10 protein-coding genes are annotated in these 16,122 nt (G+C 67.8%); all 10 read right to left on the minus strand.

What is annotated here, in order from left to right; genetic code table 11:
• Positions 1 to 21: 21 nt before the first annotated feature.
• Genes ACKN61_RS02850 through pabB form a run of 10 tightly spaced genes read right to left on the minus strand, consistent with a single transcriptional unit; the run spans position 22 to position 14,923 of the window.
• Positions 22 to 741, minus strand: a complete 720-nt coding sequence (locus ACKN61_RS02850; RefSeq protein ID WP_408952219.1) for a TenA family transcriptional regulator — start codon at positions 739 to 741, stop codon at positions 22 to 24.
• A 9-nt stretch (positions 742 to 750) separates the two neighbouring features.
• A complete protein-coding gene (locus ACKN61_RS02855) occupies positions 751 to 1,659 on the minus strand; it encodes an aminotransferase class IV (RefSeq protein ID WP_408953747.1) in 909 nt (302 codons plus the stop codon).
• The gene (locus ACKN61_RS02860) at positions 1,656 to 2,960 is read right to left on the minus strand and encodes a DUF1302 family protein (protein WP_408952220.1); all 1,305 of its coding nucleotides are present in this window, start codon (positions 2,958 to 2,960) and stop codon (positions 1,656 to 1,658) included. The genes ACKN61_RS02855 and ACKN61_RS02860 overlap by 4 nt, the downstream gene beginning before the upstream one ends.
• A gap of 8 nt (positions 2,961 to 2,968) precedes the next feature.
• Positions 2,969 to 3,787 (minus strand): outer membrane lipoprotein-sorting protein, encoded by an 819-nt coding sequence (locus tag ACKN61_RS02865; protein ID WP_408952221.1) that lies wholly within the window; start codon positions 3,785 to 3,787, stop codon positions 2,969 to 2,971.
• A complete protein-coding gene (locus ACKN61_RS02870; RefSeq protein WP_408952222.1) occupies positions 3,784 to 6,144 on the minus strand; it encodes an efflux RND transporter permease subunit in 2,361 nt (786 codons plus the stop codon). The genes ACKN61_RS02865 and ACKN61_RS02870 overlap by 4 nt, the downstream gene beginning before the upstream one ends.
• Before the next feature lie 6 nt (positions 6,145 to 6,150).
• Positions 6,151 to 7,521, minus strand: coding sequence for a hypothetical protein (locus ACKN61_RS02875; protein WP_408952223.1), 1,371 nt, complete (start codon positions 7,519 to 7,521; stop codon positions 6,151 to 6,153).
• 4 nt (positions 7,522 to 7,525) lie between these two features.
• Positions 7,526 to 8,338 (minus strand): Phenylacetic acid catabolic protein, encoded by an 813-nt coding sequence (locus ACKN61_RS02880; RefSeq protein WP_031371215.1) that lies wholly within the window; start codon positions 8,336 to 8,338, stop codon positions 7,526 to 7,528.
• Positions 8,339 to 8,371: 33 nt separating this feature from the next.
• Complete coding sequence (locus ACKN61_RS02885) at positions 8,372 to 10,048, minus strand: class I adenylate-forming enzyme family protein (protein WP_408952224.1); 1,677 nt, start codon at positions 10,046 to 10,048, stop codon at positions 8,372 to 8,374.
• A gap of 10 nt (positions 10,049 to 10,058) precedes the next feature.
• Positions 10,059 to 12,779 carry an AMP-binding protein gene (locus tag ACKN61_RS02890; RefSeq protein ID WP_408952225.1) on the minus strand — a complete coding sequence of 907 codons (2,721 nt, stop codon included), beginning with the start codon at positions 12,777 to 12,779 and terminating at the stop codon, positions 10,059 to 10,061.
• A 2-nt stretch (positions 12,780 to 12,781) separates the two neighbouring features.
• Positions 12,782 to 14,923: an aminodeoxychorismate synthase component I gene (gene pabB / locus ACKN61_RS02895; RefSeq protein ID WP_408952226.1), complete on the minus strand. Its 2,142-nt coding sequence runs from the start codon at positions 14,921 to 14,923 to the stop codon at positions 12,782 to 12,784.
• Positions 14,924 to 16,122 lie beyond the last annotated feature (1,199 nt).

Raw genomic sequence — 16,122 nt, forward strand, 5'->3', positions numbered from 1 at the left:
GGGCATCCCCCCGTTCGCCCCTCAGCCATGCACCGCCGGATGCCGCGCCAGCACGGCATCGAGCAGGCTCATGCGCAGGCGGATCATGTCTTCGCCGACGGCGACGACCTTGGCGCGGCGGTGCGGGTGGTCCTGCAGCAGGCGGTTGATGATGTCGCGCATGACCAGGGCGTGGTCTTCGTCCTCGCTGACGTGCAGGACGAAGAAGTGCAGTTGCTCGTTGCTGTAGCCGGCCGCGCGCAGGCCGTCGAGGATGCCGCCGTACAAGGTCGGCACGATCGCTTCGGCGCCCAGGCACAGGGCCGCCAGGCCGTCGAGCGGGTCGGGCGAGCGGCAATAGTGGAACATGCTTTCGATCAGCGCCGTGGTTTCGGCCAGGATCGGCGCACTGCGCGGCTGCACGCCGATCTCGCCCAGGCAGCGGCGGTACAACTCGGCGTGGGTGACCGCATTGGGGCGGTCGAGGCCGGTTTCCTCGACCAGGTTCATCGCCAGCGCGCGCACGTCCTCGTTGCTCGGCATGCGCGACATCAGCGCGCACAGATAGCGGGTGAAATTTTCCGAGTAATAGCTGTGCTGGACCAGGAACGCGCGCAGCATCTCCAGTGCGCGCTCGCCTTCGCGGCAACGGCGCAGAAAGGGATGGCGCTCCAGTTCGAGCAGCAGGCCCGGCGGGAACAAGTCGTCCCACAGCGCGGGCGGCGCGTCCGGGCGGGCATGGATGTCTTCGATGACGTGCATGGCGTTCCTTTAGGATCGTTGCGTTGTGTGGGAAGGGCTGTGGACGGGCGGCCAGGCCGCACCGGTGCGTTTGCGGACGAGGTCGGCATAGGCCGTGCCGAGGCGGCGCGTGATCGGGCCGGGGGCCCATTCGGCCACGGTGCCGCGTGCGTCGACGACGCGGCGGATCGGCGCCAGGCCGATCAGGGAATTGGTCATGAAGGCTTCTTCGGCGTCGCCGAGCCGCGCGTAGGCCAGCGGCCGTTCGGCGTGGCGCAGGCCCAGCGCGGCGGCCAGCGACAGCACGCAGGCGCGGGCGATGCCGGCGAGCGGGCCCTCGCTCAAGGGCGGAGTGATCAGTTCGCCGTCGAGCACGAAGAACAGGTTGCTGTAGGCGCCTTCGCAGACCTGGCCGCGCGCATTGCACAGCAGCGCTTCGTCGGCGGCGTGGGTCTGCGCCTCGTCGAAGGCCAGGATCGAGCCGAGGTAGTTCGCGTGCTTGCAGGCGGTCGGCGCTTGATCCGGCAGCGGATGGATGCGCTCGCTCGCGAACAGGGTCGTGCCCTGCTCGTGGACGTGCGGCTCGTAGTAACGCGCCGGCAGGCAGGCGGCGACCCAGGTCGGCCGATGCGCGCCGCTGCAGGACAGGCCGGCGCTGCGGCCGCGGCTCATCCACAGGCGCAGGGTCGAGGACGGCTCCTTGCAGGCGCCGATCACCGCGGCCGCGGCCGCGCGCCAGTGCTGTTCGGACGGTGGGTCGAGGTAACGCAAGGCGCGCGCGCCGTCCTGCAGCCGCCGCAGATGTTCGTCGAGCAGGAACGGCATGCCGTCGTAGACCGGCAAGGTTTCGAACAAGCCGTCGCCATAGAGAAAGCCGCGGTCGAACACCGAGACCTTGGCGTGCTCGGCATCCACCAGATGGCCGTCGAGCCAGATCATCGTTGCCAACCCCAGGTGCGGCGCAGTTCCAGCAGCATCAGGCGGTCCTTGCGCAAAGCGCCGAGGTCGGAGTCGGCCGGGCCGGTGAAGTGTTGCCAGCGCGCGAGCAGGCTCCAACGATCGTCGAGTCGGTATTCGAGATTGGCGAACCAGGCGCGGCCGCGACCGTGGGTGGTCTGCAGCAGGCCGACGTCGCCGCTGAGGTCGCCTTCCAGCGGCGCGCGGGTCAGGCCGAGGTAGAGCGCATCGCTGTCGGCGTGGCTCTGGAACCAGACCGCGCGATTGGCGCGCAGTACGAAGTCCGGCTGGGCGACGGTCGAACGGGTTCGCTCTGCGCGCCGGTGCACGTACTGGGCCAGGCCGAGCCAGCCGCCGTCGAAATGGCGCTCGAGGCCGAGCACGGCATAGAAATGATCGCCGAGGCCCGGCGGCGGTGGCCCCTCGAAGCGGGTGTCGGCGATCTCGCCGCGCAGCCCCCAACGCTCGCCGAGCGAAACGCTGAAGTCGGCGCCGAGCACGCGCACTTCCGCCTGCGCCAGCTGCGGGCCGGCGGCATAGGCGAAGGCGGGCAGGATGGAGTAACCGCGCACGACGCTGAGCGAGGCATCGAGGCCGTTGCCGGCGTAGTCCAGGCGCAGCGCATCGGTCGACCCCGGCGCGCGGATGCGGTCGCCATGCAGTGCGGGCACCGGCTTCCACAGCGAGGCCGGCAGGATGCTCGCGCGCAACTTCGGTAGGTGCAGCGCCGCCAGCGACCAGCGTTCGTGCAGTTGCAGGCGCGCTGAGACCAGATCGGTGCCGATACGGTCTTCGTCGATGTCGCTGACCAGCGCGCGCATATTGCGCGGGGAAAGATTGTCGGTCGGGTTGAGGCGGTCGGCGCGGCCCCAGACCACGATCTGCCGCCCTGCGCGCAGCTGCAGCGGGCCGTGGGTGTATTCGACGAAGCCCTGGCGCAGCACCGGCGCGTCGTCATAAGCGAGCTGACGGGTGTCGCCCACGGCTTCGATCAAGCCGCGCCAAGCCTCGCCGCGCAGTTCGCTGCGCAGCCGCGCCGCCAGGCCGAGGCGCGAGCCGACATCGTCGAGGTCGCGGCTGCCGCTGGCGGCCAGCGCGGCGCCGGAGGCGGTGCCGCTCCAGCGCACGCCGTCGGCAGCATCCTCGGGAACGTCTTCAGTGGCGGCTTGCTCTGGCGCGGACTCCGCGTTGGCCTCGGCCGCCACGACGACGTCCACGCCGGCCTGCGCCATCGCCGGCAGCGAAGCGCAGGACGCAGCGGCGACGGCGGCGGCGAGGGTCATGCGGCGCATCACTGGCCCAGGCGCGATTCGATGAACAGGTCTTCGCGCAGGGCGCGATTGCTGTTGACGTTCTTCAGGGTCAACACCGAGCTGCGGCCGCCTTTGGCCGCGACCATCTCGCGACGGGTGGCGATGAGCTTGCCGGGCTGGTTGGCCACGGCGACGTGGCCGGAGATGGTCTGGCGCTTGAACTCCTGCCCGGATTTGTCGAAGTAACGCACCGATACCGCGGCGAAATCGCTTTTGCGCACGGTCGCGACGAGCTTGGAATAGCCGAGCGAGGCCGCGGTCTTGGCATCGCGCGGCACCGACTGCACCACATAGCAGGTCGCGTTGGCGCAGGGCTCGTCGGCGAGCAGGGTATGGGTGAAATCGGCGCTGTCCTGCGCCATCAGGTCGGCGTAGGCGAAGTCCGAGCCCATGAAGCTGTCTTTCTTGTTCGAGGCCAGGATGCGCCGGGTCTTGCCCATGCTGGGGAAATAAATCCACAGGTCGTCCTGGCTGGCGGCGTTTTCGTGCACTAGCACCGCGGTGCCGGCGACGTCGGCCGGCGTGGCGAAGCGGAACAGACGATGGCTGTCGACCGCGTCGGCTTGCAGCTTGTTGTAGACCACGCCGCCGCGGCTGCGCACGCGTTCGCCCTGGCGGATGCCGAGCTGGCTGTCGGCCTGCCAGTCGGCGACTTTCTCGGTCGCGCTGCTGCGTTCGAAGATCTGTTGCGCGCTCGGTTTGGCGCCGTCCTGGGCCGGCGCGGCCAGGGAGACGATCGCAGCCGCGACGCCGGCGAGCGCCGCGCCGGCAAGGCGCAGGGTGAGGGGACGGGTCATGGGGTCTCCTGGATCGTGTGGGTCGACGAGGCGCCGTCGGCTTCGCGCGGCAACAGGTGGCGCAGCAGGCCGACGCGCTCCAGGCCCATCAGCACCGCCGGCGTGAACAGGAACTCGCACAGCGCGCCGACGCCGATCGCCAGCGCGGTGACGCCGCCGAACTTCGCCAGGCTCTGCACTTCCGACAGCATGTAGATGACGAAGCCGAGCACCAGCACGCTCGACAGCAGCAGCATCGCCAGGCCGGTGCTGGCGAAGGTGTCGCGCAAGGCCGCCGCCATGTCGTGCTTGCGCCGGTAGTGGTCGACGACGGTCTTGACGAAATGCAGGGTGTCGTCGTCGAGGATGCCGATCGCGATCGCCGACACCAGCAGGGTGAACGGGTCCAGGAACACGCCGCCGAAGCCCATCACCGCCAGGGCGATGGCCACCGGCACCAGGTTGCACAGGGCCATGGTCAGGCCGAGCGTGGCCGAGCGGAACACCAGCACCATCACCGTCAGCACCACGAAGAACGACAGGCCGATGCTGCGGATCTCGTTGCTGGCCAGGTAGTTGGTCAGGCGCGACCACAGCGGCACCACGCCGGTGGTTTCGATCGAGCGGATCTGCGGCGTCTCGCGCAGGATCCGTTCGGCCTCGGCCTGGATGTCGCGGAACAGCGGCTGGTACTGCGAATCGGGCCGGTACTTCATGCGCAGGTTGATGCGCGCCTTGGCGTAGTCGCCGGTGACCAGGCGGGTCAGCTCGTCGGTGCCGGAAGACTCGAACAGGATCAGCGACTCGGCTACCTCGGCGCGCGAGTCCGGGATGCGGTAAGCGGCCTTGTCGCCTTCGTGCAGGGCCTGGCTGATCTCCATCACCACGTCGGCGATACTGTAAGTCTTCAGGCCGAGGGCGCCGTAACGCGCTTCCAGCCGGTCCTGCAGCTCGCGCATGCGCTTGAGCACCGCCGGGTCCTTGATCGACTCGCCGCCGACGCCGGCGCTGTCGACGATCAGCTCCATCGAGGCGGCGCCGCGCAGGGTCTGGTCGACGTAGGTGTAGGAGCGGTAGATGTCGGTGTGGGGCTTGAACAGGCCGACGTAGTAGTAGTCGGTGGTGACGCGGGCGACGCCGAAGCCGGCGATCGCGATCAGCCCGGCCAGCACCAGCAACAGCATGCGCCAGCGCCGGGTCACGAAGTCGGCGAGCCAGTGCATGCCGCGCACGCGGCCGTCGAGCAAACGCGCCGCGCGCTGCGCATCCGGCAATAAACGAAAACGGCTCAGCGCCAGCGGGATCAGCAGCCAGCCGATCAGCAAGGACGCGACCAACCCCGCCGCCATCGAGATGCCGATGCCCTGCACCGGGCGGATCTCCGACCACGAGAACGACAGCAGTGCGCCGGCGGTGGTCAGCACCGACAGCGCGCTGGCGCCGGCCGAGTGGCTGAAGCCTTCGACGATGGCCGTGCGCAGGTCGCCGCCAGCGGCGTACTGACGATAGACCTCGGCGAGCAGGAAGATGCTGGAGCCGACCCCGACCGAGATCAGGAACGAGGGAATGATCGCGGTGAGCATGCCGATCGGCGCGCCGATCAGGGCGCTGACCGCCATCGCCACCACGATCGACAAGGACGCGACCACCAGCGGCAGCAAGGCGACCGCCCAGGAGCGGAAGATCAGCCAGAACCCGACCGAGACCAGGATGAAGGACAGCGTGCCGAAGATCGCGCTTTCGCGGTTGATGATGGTGAACACGTCGGCGTCGATGATCGGCGCGCCGACCACGCGCATGTTCAAGCGCTTGAACTCCGGCGCCTGGGCCAATGCGCGGATCTGCTTGGCCAGTTCGATCTTGTAGACGATCTCGCCGGGCCGCACGCCGGTCTCGGCGAGGATGCCGAGATGGCGCCCGTCGCCGCTGATCAGGAAGTTGCGGTAGTAGGGATGGGCCAAGGCCTCGCTGCGTTTGCTCGCCAGGGCGGACGCGTCCAGCGCTTCGCCGAGGAAGGGGCCGACATCGAGGCCGCCGTCGTCGACGCTGGCGATGTGGCGCACGTTGGCGATGGTGGTGACCTTGTTGACGTTGTCCATCGCCTCGATGCGCGCGCCGAGGTCGCGCACGCTGGCGATGAAGGCCGGCGTCCACTGCGCCGGCGCGTCGAGCACCAGGAAACTGTATTCGTCGCTGCCGAAGTCCGCCTTGTACTGGGTGTACTTGATCAGCGCCGGGTCGTCCTGCATGAAGAACGAGTCGGGCGTGTTGTCGAAGCGCAGCTGGGTCAGGGCCAGGCCGGACAACGCCAGCAACGCCAGCAACAGGACCAGGCAGGTGCGCGGGTAGGCGAGGATGCGGAGGATCAGGGGGCGCATGGGGACTCAGCCGTGGGCGGCGATGTGTTCGGGAAGGGAGCTCGCACCGGTGATCCGGCTCAGCTCGGCGATCAGCGGATAGACGAAGCGCTCGCGCATCTGCGCCTCGCTCATCTGGCCCTTGTCGTAGAGGTAGACCAGGCGCAGATGGCCGCGGAAGGCGCTGACCTGCACCATCACCTCGCCCGGCGGGAACAGTTGCGGGAAGGAGTAATAGGTGCGCACCGGGATCGGGCCGAAGTGCTCCAGGCGGGTGTCGATCGGGCCGACGTTGGTGCAGATCAGGTTGGCCCGGGTCAGCACGTTGGCGGCGAAACGGATCGTCGCCGCCTTCGGCAGCAGCAGCGAGCTTTGGAACAGCAGGCGGAAGCGGTACAGCTCGGACAGGATCTCGCCGCTCTTGAGTGCGTCCAGGCGCGCGTTGGCGCGCTGGATCACCGCCTCGTCGTCTTCGTCCGGGTCCAGTTCCAGCGTGTACGGCACGGCCACGCAGTCGTACAGCTTGTGCACGCGCGGGTCGTCGACGAAGCGGCGCAGGCTGAAGTTGTCGACGATGCGCAGGCCGTGCTTGAGGCGCTTGCCCTGGCGGCCGGCATCGGCCTGGGCGGTGCGCAGCAGGGCGAGCAGCAGCAGCGGATGGATGGTGCTGCCGCGGCGCGCGCCGGCGATCTTCAGCGCCTCCAGCATCGGCGCCGGCAGCTCGATCATCAGCACGTCGGTCTCGCCGCTGCGCTTGCCGGAAATGAGCAGGCGCCCGGCCGGCATGACCAGGTCGTGGAAGAAACCGGCCACGCCCTTCCAGGCCAGGCGTAGCGCTTCGGCGCCGCGCAGCTTGGCCAGGAACAGGCGGTCGTGGTTGTGCTCGGGCAGGTCGACGATCTCGTCGTCGAGCGGCAGCCCAGCCGACAGGCGGCCGTAGGCCTCGGCGATATCGCCGGAGAGCAACTGCGCGGCCTTGCCGTCGGTGAAGGTGTGGCTGGTGAGGAACTGCAGGATGTGTTTCTCGGGCGTGCGGGTGTAGATGAAGCGGAACGGGTGGCCGTCGCGGGTCGGCACGCGTTCGTTCCAGGCATTGCCGAGCAACTCGGCGCGCAAACGCGCCGGGTCGATGTTGATGCTGCTGCGCTGCTCGATCTCGATCGGCAGGCGCTGGGCCAGATGACGCCAGCCCAGGATCACGCCGCGCTGGTACTGGACCGAGCGCGCGCGCGGATGCCGGTCGATCGTGTGTTCGATCGCCCGCTTGAGCAGGGCGAGGTCGGGCGCCGAGTCCAGTTCGATCCAGTCGCAGGAATTGGCGTTGCAGATCAGGTTGAGGTGGGCATAGATCTGATTGAAACGTCCGAGGCGAAAGTCGCGAGAGGTCGTCGGCGCCATGGGCTCAGCCCTCGTTGCCGGAGCGGTAGGGGAAGTCGTTCTTCTCCAGCTCGATCAGGTCCTGGCGGCCGAGTTCGTTGAACACGTCTTCGACTTCGGCGCGGAACTCGTTGCGCAGGGTTTCGTTGTCCTTGCGCTTGAGGCCGTAGGCGCTAAGCCGCGCGCCGCGCGAGGTCGACGGCGGGCCGAAGAAGTTCAGGCCCTTGGCGTACCAATTGGAGATTTTGATCCGCGCTTCGTTGGTCTCGCCCTTTTCGGCCAGGTAGGTGCGCAGTTCGGCGAAGCCGAAGCCGATGTGGCCGCGCTCCTCGCGCAGGATGGTCTGGTTGGCTTCGGCCCAGGGCTTGAAGCTGGCTTCGCAGAAATTGCCGACCATGAACTTGCCGGCGCGGTCGAGGAACATGTGGTTCAGCATGATGTCGATCCACTCGTTGCTTTCGTCGCCGACGCTGAGCGGGCCCTCCAGCGAGGCGTCGTGCATCGGCCGGTGGGCGCGGCCTTCGGCGATGGCGATGGCCTGCTTTTCCGGAACGCCCATGCGCTCGAGCAGGTTATAGATCAGATAACTGTGGCGCGCTTCCTCGGCGATGATCTTGGCGAACACGCGGCGGCGCTTGTAGTCGGGCGCGTTGGCGATCCACTCGATGCCTTCGGTGGCGGCCTTCTCTTCGGAATAGGCCTGGATCGCCATCAGCCGGATCAGCTCGTGGCGATACTCTTCGGGCACGTTGGGCAGGTCGGGAAAGTCGATCGAGCCGGGGGCGTAGTCGAACGGCGCGGCGTGGGCGTCGGCGATGGCGGTAACGGTGCTGCTCATGCGGAAGTCCTTGTCGGTGAAGTGATGGGAAGGTCAGATCGAGGCGGCGGCTGTGACGGGCGCTACGGCGGGCGCTGCGGCAGGCACGGACGCGTAGCGTTCGCGGACGTGGCGCTTGAGCACCTTGCCGGTGAGCCCGCGCGGCAGTTGCTCGCCGGGCGGCAGTACTTCGATACGCAGGCCGTCGTAGCCGGGCACCTGTTGGCGCAGCCAGGCCTCGAAAGCGCTGGCATCGGTCGGCTGGCTGGGGCGGCATTCGATGACCGCGCCGGCGCCGGTGCTGCGGTCGGCACGGCTCAGCTCGACCACCGCCACGTCGGCCACCGCCGGGTGCTTGAGGATGCGTTCCTCCCACTGCAGCGAATAGACGCGGCCATCGCCGACGCGGATCGAATCCACTTCGCGGTCGAGGTGGTAGTAACCGCCTCCGCGGGTCTTGACCGCGACATCGCCGGTCCACCACCAGCCGTCGAAATGCACGCCGTGCAAACGGTCGTGGGCGTTCCAATAGCCCTTGAACAGGGTCGGGCCCTTGACCATCAGGCGTCCCGGTTGGCCGACCGGCAGCGCGCGGCCGTCTTCGTCGGCGATCTTGACCTTGGGGCTGACCATGGTCGGCTTGCCGACATAACGGTCGAAGCGCTTGGTGAAGGAAAAGCTGACCTTCATCAAAGCGGCGAAACCGACCTCGGAGGTGCCGAAGAATTCCAGGTACATCGAGCTCAGCAGGCGCTTGCCGAACACCCGCGCCATCGCGCCGTGCGCGGTGAGCTGACGGATGTGCACTTCGTGGCTGGAGTCGCCGCCGGCCATCCAGGCCTTGACGTGGGACAGGTCGAAGCGCGACAGGCCGGCGTCGCACATGCCCTGGTAGACGTCGGGGAAGGACAGGACCAGCGAGCAACGCTCGCGTTCGATGATCGACAGCAGTTGCTCGGGGGTTTCCTTCGCCGGCACGTAGCCGGGCACGCCGGCGGCGAGGCAGCTGACGATGCTGGCCTGGGTGATGTGATGGTTAGTCGGCGAGGCCAGCAGGATGCGGTTGTTGCGGGTGATCGGCTGGATCATCAGCTGGCCCTTGGTGGCGCGGACCAAGCTGTAGGAGCCGTGCAGCACGCCCTTGGGGAAGCCGGTGGTGCCGGAGGTGTGGACGATCATCACGTCGTCGTGCTGATGCATGCGCACGGGGGCGAAACCGTCGGCGCGCGGCGCCAGGCATTCGCTCAGGGCCACGCTGCCGGCGCCGCCGGCCTGCACGGCATCGGTGACGATGGCGACGCGGCGGCCCTGCGCCAGCGCGCCCGCGTCCAGCCGCGGCAGCCGCTCGCGGTCGATGAAGACCAGGCGCGCGCCGGTGTAGTCGAGGTAGGCGTTGAGGTCTTCGGCGCGCATGCCGCCGTTGATCGGCACGGTGATCGCGCCGGCGCGCATGATCGCCAGCGAATAGATCAGGTACTCGACGCCGTTGTCGAGATAGATCGCGACCCGGTCGTAGCGTTTCAGGCCCAGGTCGAGCAGGGTCTGCGACAGCCGGTCCGACAGCCGGCGCAGCTGTCCGGCGGTGATGGCCCGTCCGCCGACGCCGAAACGTTCCAGCGAGCCGGAGAAACGCAGCACTTCGAAGTCTTCGCCGTAGACGGCGATCGACTTCTCCAGCGCATTGGCGACGGTCAGGCCGCCATCGAAGATGAACTTCAATCGGGACAGCATGGGGTCTACCTCAGGCGGGGATGGTTTCGGCGGCGTGCGCGGCGGCCGACTGTTCCTCGGCGCGTCTGCGCAGCGGAGCGCGCTGCAGCTTTCCGGTGCTGGTGCGCGGCAGCGCATCGACGAACTCGACCAGGTGCGGATAGCGCCGCGCATCCAGGCGGGTCTTGCACAGGGTGCGCAATTCTTCGGCGAGGTCCGGCGAGGCCTGGTCGGACACCACCCAGGCCTTGGTGCGCAGGGTGCTGGAGTCCTCGGTGGCGACGCCGTCGGCGCTGGAGGTGATCGCCGCCTCGCGCACCAGCGGATGGCTCAGCAGCACTTCCTCCAGGTCGAGCGGCGACACCCATTGCCCGGCGACCTTGAACATCTCGTCGTGGCGGCCGCAGAAGTGGAAATAACCGTCGCCGTCGCGCCAGAACACGTCGTTGGTGCAGTACCAACCGCCGTGGAATCGGCTGCCGGCGTTGCGGTCCTGGCGCGATACCGACAGCGACGGCCCGCGCAGCCACATCACCCCGCGTTCGCCCTTGCGGCAGGGGCGGCCGTCGTGGTGGCGCAGCACCGCATCGAAGCCGGGCACGAGCTTGCCGGTCGAGCCCTGGTAGTCGCCATCGGCGACGTTGCTCAGATAAGTCGAGAAGGCTTCGGTCGAGCCCAGGCTGTCGAGCAGGCGGATGCCGTGGCGCTGCAGCCAGCGCGTCGCCACCGCCTGCGGCAGGCGTTCGCCGGCGGCGATGCACAGGCGCAGGCTGTTGCGGCCCTCGATCCGGTTCGACAGCGCTTCGTCGTCGAGCAGGTACTGATAGACGGTGGGCACCGCGAACATGACGGTCGGGCGCGCGGCGACGATCAGCTCGGCGACCACCGCGGCCGAGATCTTCTGCGGTGCGATCACCGCGGTCGCGCCCTTGAGCAGGGCGATCAACAGGTTCTGCAGGCCGAAGGCGAAACTGGTGCGCGAGGCCGAGAACAACACGTCGCTGACGCGCAGGTCGAGCAGGTGGGCGGCATAGCGCTCGGTGGCGACGATCGGATCCAGGTGCCGGTGCTCGATCAGCTTGGGCTGGCCGACCGAGCCGGAAGTGAACACTGCGAAGGCATGGTCCAGCGGCCCGGTCGGCGAGGCCAACAGGGGCTCGCGTTCGGGGCCGCTCGGCGCGGCGCAGACCGCTTCCAGCGGCAGCAGCGGCGCGCCGGCATCGATCTCGGACAGGCGCTGGCGGGCCATGACGTCGGCGACCACCAGGCTCACCTCGGCCTGTTCGAGCAAGGCGGCGATGTCGCGCGCCGGCAGCAGCGGATTGATCAAGGTGCAGACCGCGCCGAGGTGCATCACCGCAAGCAAGGCGGCAACGTGCTCGATGCCGTCGTGCGAGATCAGCGCGACCCGCTGTTGGTAATGCACGCCGGCCGCCGACAAACGCCGAGCGCAGGCGGCGATGCGCTCGGCGAGTTCGGCGTAGCGGATCTCGCCGCCTTCGTGGCGGATGGCGATCTTGTCCGGGTAGGCGCGCGCCGCGCCCTGCAGCAGATGCTCGGTGACGTTGAAGTGCGCCGGTAACGCACGCTGCTGGGTGAACAGCCGTGCTTCCGGCGACGCGTCGCTATGCACCCGGCTGCGCTTGAGGAAGGCCTGCAGCCACGACAGCACTGCCTGGCGATCGATGCGGCGCTCGGTTTGCAGGTCGCTGCCGCACGCGCGCACGCTGGCGGCACGCTCGAAGCGCTTGTCGCCGTACAGGTAAGGGCGGTAATGGGCGACACGGCGGGCGAATTCGACTTCGCGCCGCGACAGCGGTTGTTCGGCCAGCTCCTGCGCGCTCGCCATCGTCAGCGGGATGCCGGTGGCCGCGGCGACGCTGGACAGGAAGTCGGCGGTCGGCACCGTGCTGGCCGAGACCAGGTGATAGATGCCCTTGCGGCTGTCCGTATTGGCGTCGATGGCGAGCATCTCGGCCACGCACACGTCGACCGGCACCAGGTTGAGGTGCGCGTTCTCCGGTGCGGCGAAGCGCAGGCTGCGCGGCGCCGCCGCCCCGCGTTGCGACGACCAGAAGTCTTCCAACAGCTCGCAGAACTTGTAGAGGCCGCTGTCGCTGGCGCTGAGCCAGGTGCGCGAATGGCCGACGATGATGCTCGGGCGCAGGATCCGCCAGGCCAGGCCGGCGGCCTCGGCGCGCGCGACGATGCGGCGCTCGGCTTCGAATTTGCTGCGCTCGTAGGGGTTGGAGAAGTTGGCCGGCGCCTGCGGCTCCAGCTGTTCGGCGATCTCGCCGCTGCGGTCGCCGCAGACGTAGGCGGTGCTGACGTAGTTGTAGTCCGAGCAGCCTGCGGCGATCGCCAGTTCCAGCGCGTGGGTCGCGCCCTGGGTGTTGATGCGTTCGAGCTCGCCGGCTTCGGATTCGGTGAAGCGCACGGTCGCGGCGACGTGCCAGAAGGTGGCGTCGCCGCCGCCGGCGACGGCCTGGGCGATGCGTTCGGCGAGACCGGTTTCGGGCCGCAAGGGATTGCCGCTCACCACCTGCAGGCGCGCCAGTGCTTCGGCCTGCAAGGCCTGGCCGCAGGTCTGCGCGGCCAGGCGCACGGCGGTGACGACCCGCTGCCGCGCGTCGCCGCCATCGCTGCGGGCGATGCAGACGACCTGCGCTTCGGGCCGGCCGAGCAACAGTTCGAGCACGAGGTGGGAGCCCAGGTAGCCATTGGCCCCGGTGACGATATGGCTGCGTTGCATGCTTAAGTCCCTAGCTGCGCGACGGGAACGGCGGGTGCGTCGGTGTGCGGCGAAAGCTCGCCGGGAATTCGCCAGCCCTCGGCGTCGCCGCCGGCGCAGCGCGCTACCGCACGCATCGGCGCGCGTGCCTTGACCAGGAGTTCCTCGAATTCGCCGTCGGCGTCCGACAGCGCGATCACCGCGCCGCCGACGCCGAGCTCCAGGCTGCCGTCCTGGTGGACCAGGGTGCGGATCACCATGCTCAGGTCGGCGGCGCCGTTGAGCGACAGATAGCCGATCGCGCCGGAATAGATGCCGCGCGCCGAGGCTTCGAGGGTGTCGATGATTTCCAGGGTGCGGCGCTTCGGCGCGCCGGTCATCGAGCCGCCCGGGAAGGTGGCCTGGAGCAGGTCGATCACGTCCAGACCTGCGCGCAGCTGCGCGCGCACCGTCGACACCAGCTGATGCACCGAGGCATAGCTCTCGACCTGCATCAGCTTGGGCACCCACACCGAGCCGACCTCGCACACGCGGGCCAGGTCGTTGCGGGTCAGGTCGACGATCATCAGGTTCTCGGAGCGGTCCTTCTCGCAGTGCTTGAGTTCGGCCAGGACCGCGCGGTCGTCCTCGTCGCGCGCCGAGCGCGGGCGGGTGCCCTTGATCGGCTTGATCTCGACCACGCCGTTCGGGCTCAGGCGCAGGAAGCGCTCCGGCGAAGAACTCAGTACGTCGAAACCGTCGTGGCGCAGCAAGGCGGAATAGGGCGCGGGGTTGATCTGGCGCAGGTGGCGATACAGCTCGACCGGGTCCAGGTCGACCTGTGCGCGCAGGCGATTGGTCAGGCAGACCTCGTAGGTTTCGCCGTCGCCGATCTGCTCGAAACAGCGGCCGATGCGTTCGCTGTAAGCGGCGCGGTCGAGTTCGAGGTGGAACTCCACTGGCGTTGCGCGCTCGCCGTGGCGCAACGGCGGCGCGGCCGGCACCGTGTCCAGGCGCGTGGCCATGCGTTCGAGCCAAGCGGCGTCTTCGCTTGCGCGCTCGGCCGGGCCGCTGGCGACCGCATGCCAGCAGCGTTCCAGGTGATCGTAGGCGAGGAAGCGATTGATGAAGCGCAGGAACAGGTCCGGCTGGCGCGAGCGATGCGGGCCGCCGACTTCGGTCAAGGCCTTGAGCTCGTAGCCGAAGTAGCCGACCCAGCCGCCGACGAAATCGAACGGCAGGGTTTCGCCGCCGTGCAGCGCGACCGCCAGGCCATCGCGGATCCGGCCGAACAGGCGCTCGCCTTCGCCGGCGTTGTCGCCGCCCGGGCCGACCCGATGCACCAGGCTGTGCGCGCCCGGCTCGTTGCCGTCGCCCATGAAGCTGAAACGCGAATAGCCCGGACGCACCGCGCTGGAGTCGAGCCAGAATGCGGCATCGCTGGCGGCGAAGCACGCCAGGAACACCGACTGCGGATCGGCCTCGGCGGCGATACGGCGCGACTGGATGCGCCAGGTCTGCGTCGGTGCCGGCCATGCCGCCTCCGGCTCGCGGCCGGCGGCGCTGTCGCCACTGCGGCGCCTGCGCTTGCGCAAGGTGTGGCTGCGCGCCAGTTCGATGAAGTTGTCGATGATCTGGTGGCCGAATTCGGTGTGGATCGACTCGGGGTGGAACTGCACGCCCCACAGCGGGCGGCTGGCGTGCTCGAGCGCCATCACCAGGCCGTCGGCGGTGCGCGCGGTAACGCGCAGCCCTTCCGGTAAAGGCTCGGCCGCAATCAACGAGTGATAACGCACCACGTCGAACGGGGAGGGAATGTGGGCGAACAGCGCGCTACCGTCGTGCTCGACCGCGCTCAGCCGCCCGTGCATCGGTTGTGGAGCGTGCACGATGCTGCCGCCGAAAGCATGCACCATCGCCTGGTGGCCCAGGCAGATGCCGAGCACCGGCACGGTGGCCATGGCGAGCACGTCGTTGCTCACGCCCATGTCGCCGGCGCGTTCGGGGCGGCCCGGGCCCGGGGAAATCACGATCGCGTCGTAATCGGCGGCGTCGATCTGCGCCCAGTCGATGCGATCGTTGGCGACCACCGTGGGCGGCGTGCCGTTGGCCTCGCCCAGGTAGTGCGCGATGTTGTGGGTGAAGCTGTCGTAGTTATCGACCAGAAGCACTCTCAACTTTTCCACTGCGCTTGGCTCCTTGCTGATCGGCTGGGGCGGATGTTCGTAGAGAGTCGGCCGATGCGCGCTTGCGCACGGCGGCGCGACGCGCTGTCGAGTCGATGAAAACGGTCGGTTCGATGAAAGCTTGGGCAAAAACTCACCCGGACCGCATTCTCATGCGGCGACAGGTCTGCTGCGTTTGTTCCCTGAAACCAGCGGCTGCGCAGAGGCGAAGCCTTCGGTGGCCGCTATGGGCGGCATGCCGTCGGCTTCGCGCATTGATGCGCGAGATCGTGGAGAAGGGTGGCGTTACAGAAGCACTTTCGATCTATCCCTGTGCGTTGCACTCCATGTCGATTCACTATCGATTATCCAAAGCAACAACGTCAACATGCGTTGTTCGATGCAGTTGACTAAATTTTGTGATCCGAACTGAGGAAACGAATCTACGCAAAAAAAGGACTATTCGCGTGTTTCATAACTGATCGATCGCTTGTGCGAAAGCCGTGAAAAATACGGATTTTCATTAGTCGAAGGTCGATATAAGACTTTCGGCGCAAGGCCCGTGTGTGACTGTCGTCTTGCGCGTTCGGAGATCGCCGAGCACGAATAAACGTGAGGGCGGCGTGTTCGAAAGTGATCGGTTGCCGGCTTCGCAGCAGGCGTTCGATAGATAGAAGCGTCGATGTTTCAACTTGATGTGGGTTGCCTTTTGCATCGCGAATCTGTGATTGCATTCATCGACGATGAATAACGTAGGTCATGTTTGCGATGCGCACGCCGGATGCGCCCGGCGGCTTCGCGAGCCGAGTGCGTGGTGCGTTCGGACCGACGTGTCCGTTGCATGTGCCCAGATATGAGAAAGCCTCGTCGCAGCGGACGACATCGCGTCTTGTTATCGGTGTCGATGTGATGAGGTCGGCATCGAATCGCCGCTGCAGTGCGAAAACCGCAGGCTCGGCACAGGTTTCCGTACGCCAAAGTTCGGAGCCGATATCGATATCGATGGCGATGCGCGATCGAAGCGTCTGTTATGCGCGGCACGAGCGACTCGACCGAGCCGCAAGGCAGCCGCGTCACTCGCGTCTCGCGAAGCGGCGAACCGCCGGTCTATGCCGTCAGCGCGCACGCCCTTATGGCGAGGGTTGGATACGCGATCGAATGGACGGGGCAATGGACGAAGCGACGCCATGCGTCCTCCGGCCGACGCGTGCGCATCGGCC

The sequence above is a fragment of the Lysobacter sp. Hz25 genome (assembly GCF_046097045.1).
GTDB classification, from domain to species: Bacteria; Pseudomonadota; Gammaproteobacteria; order Xanthomonadales; family Xanthomonadaceae; genus Lysobacter; species Lysobacter antibioticus_B.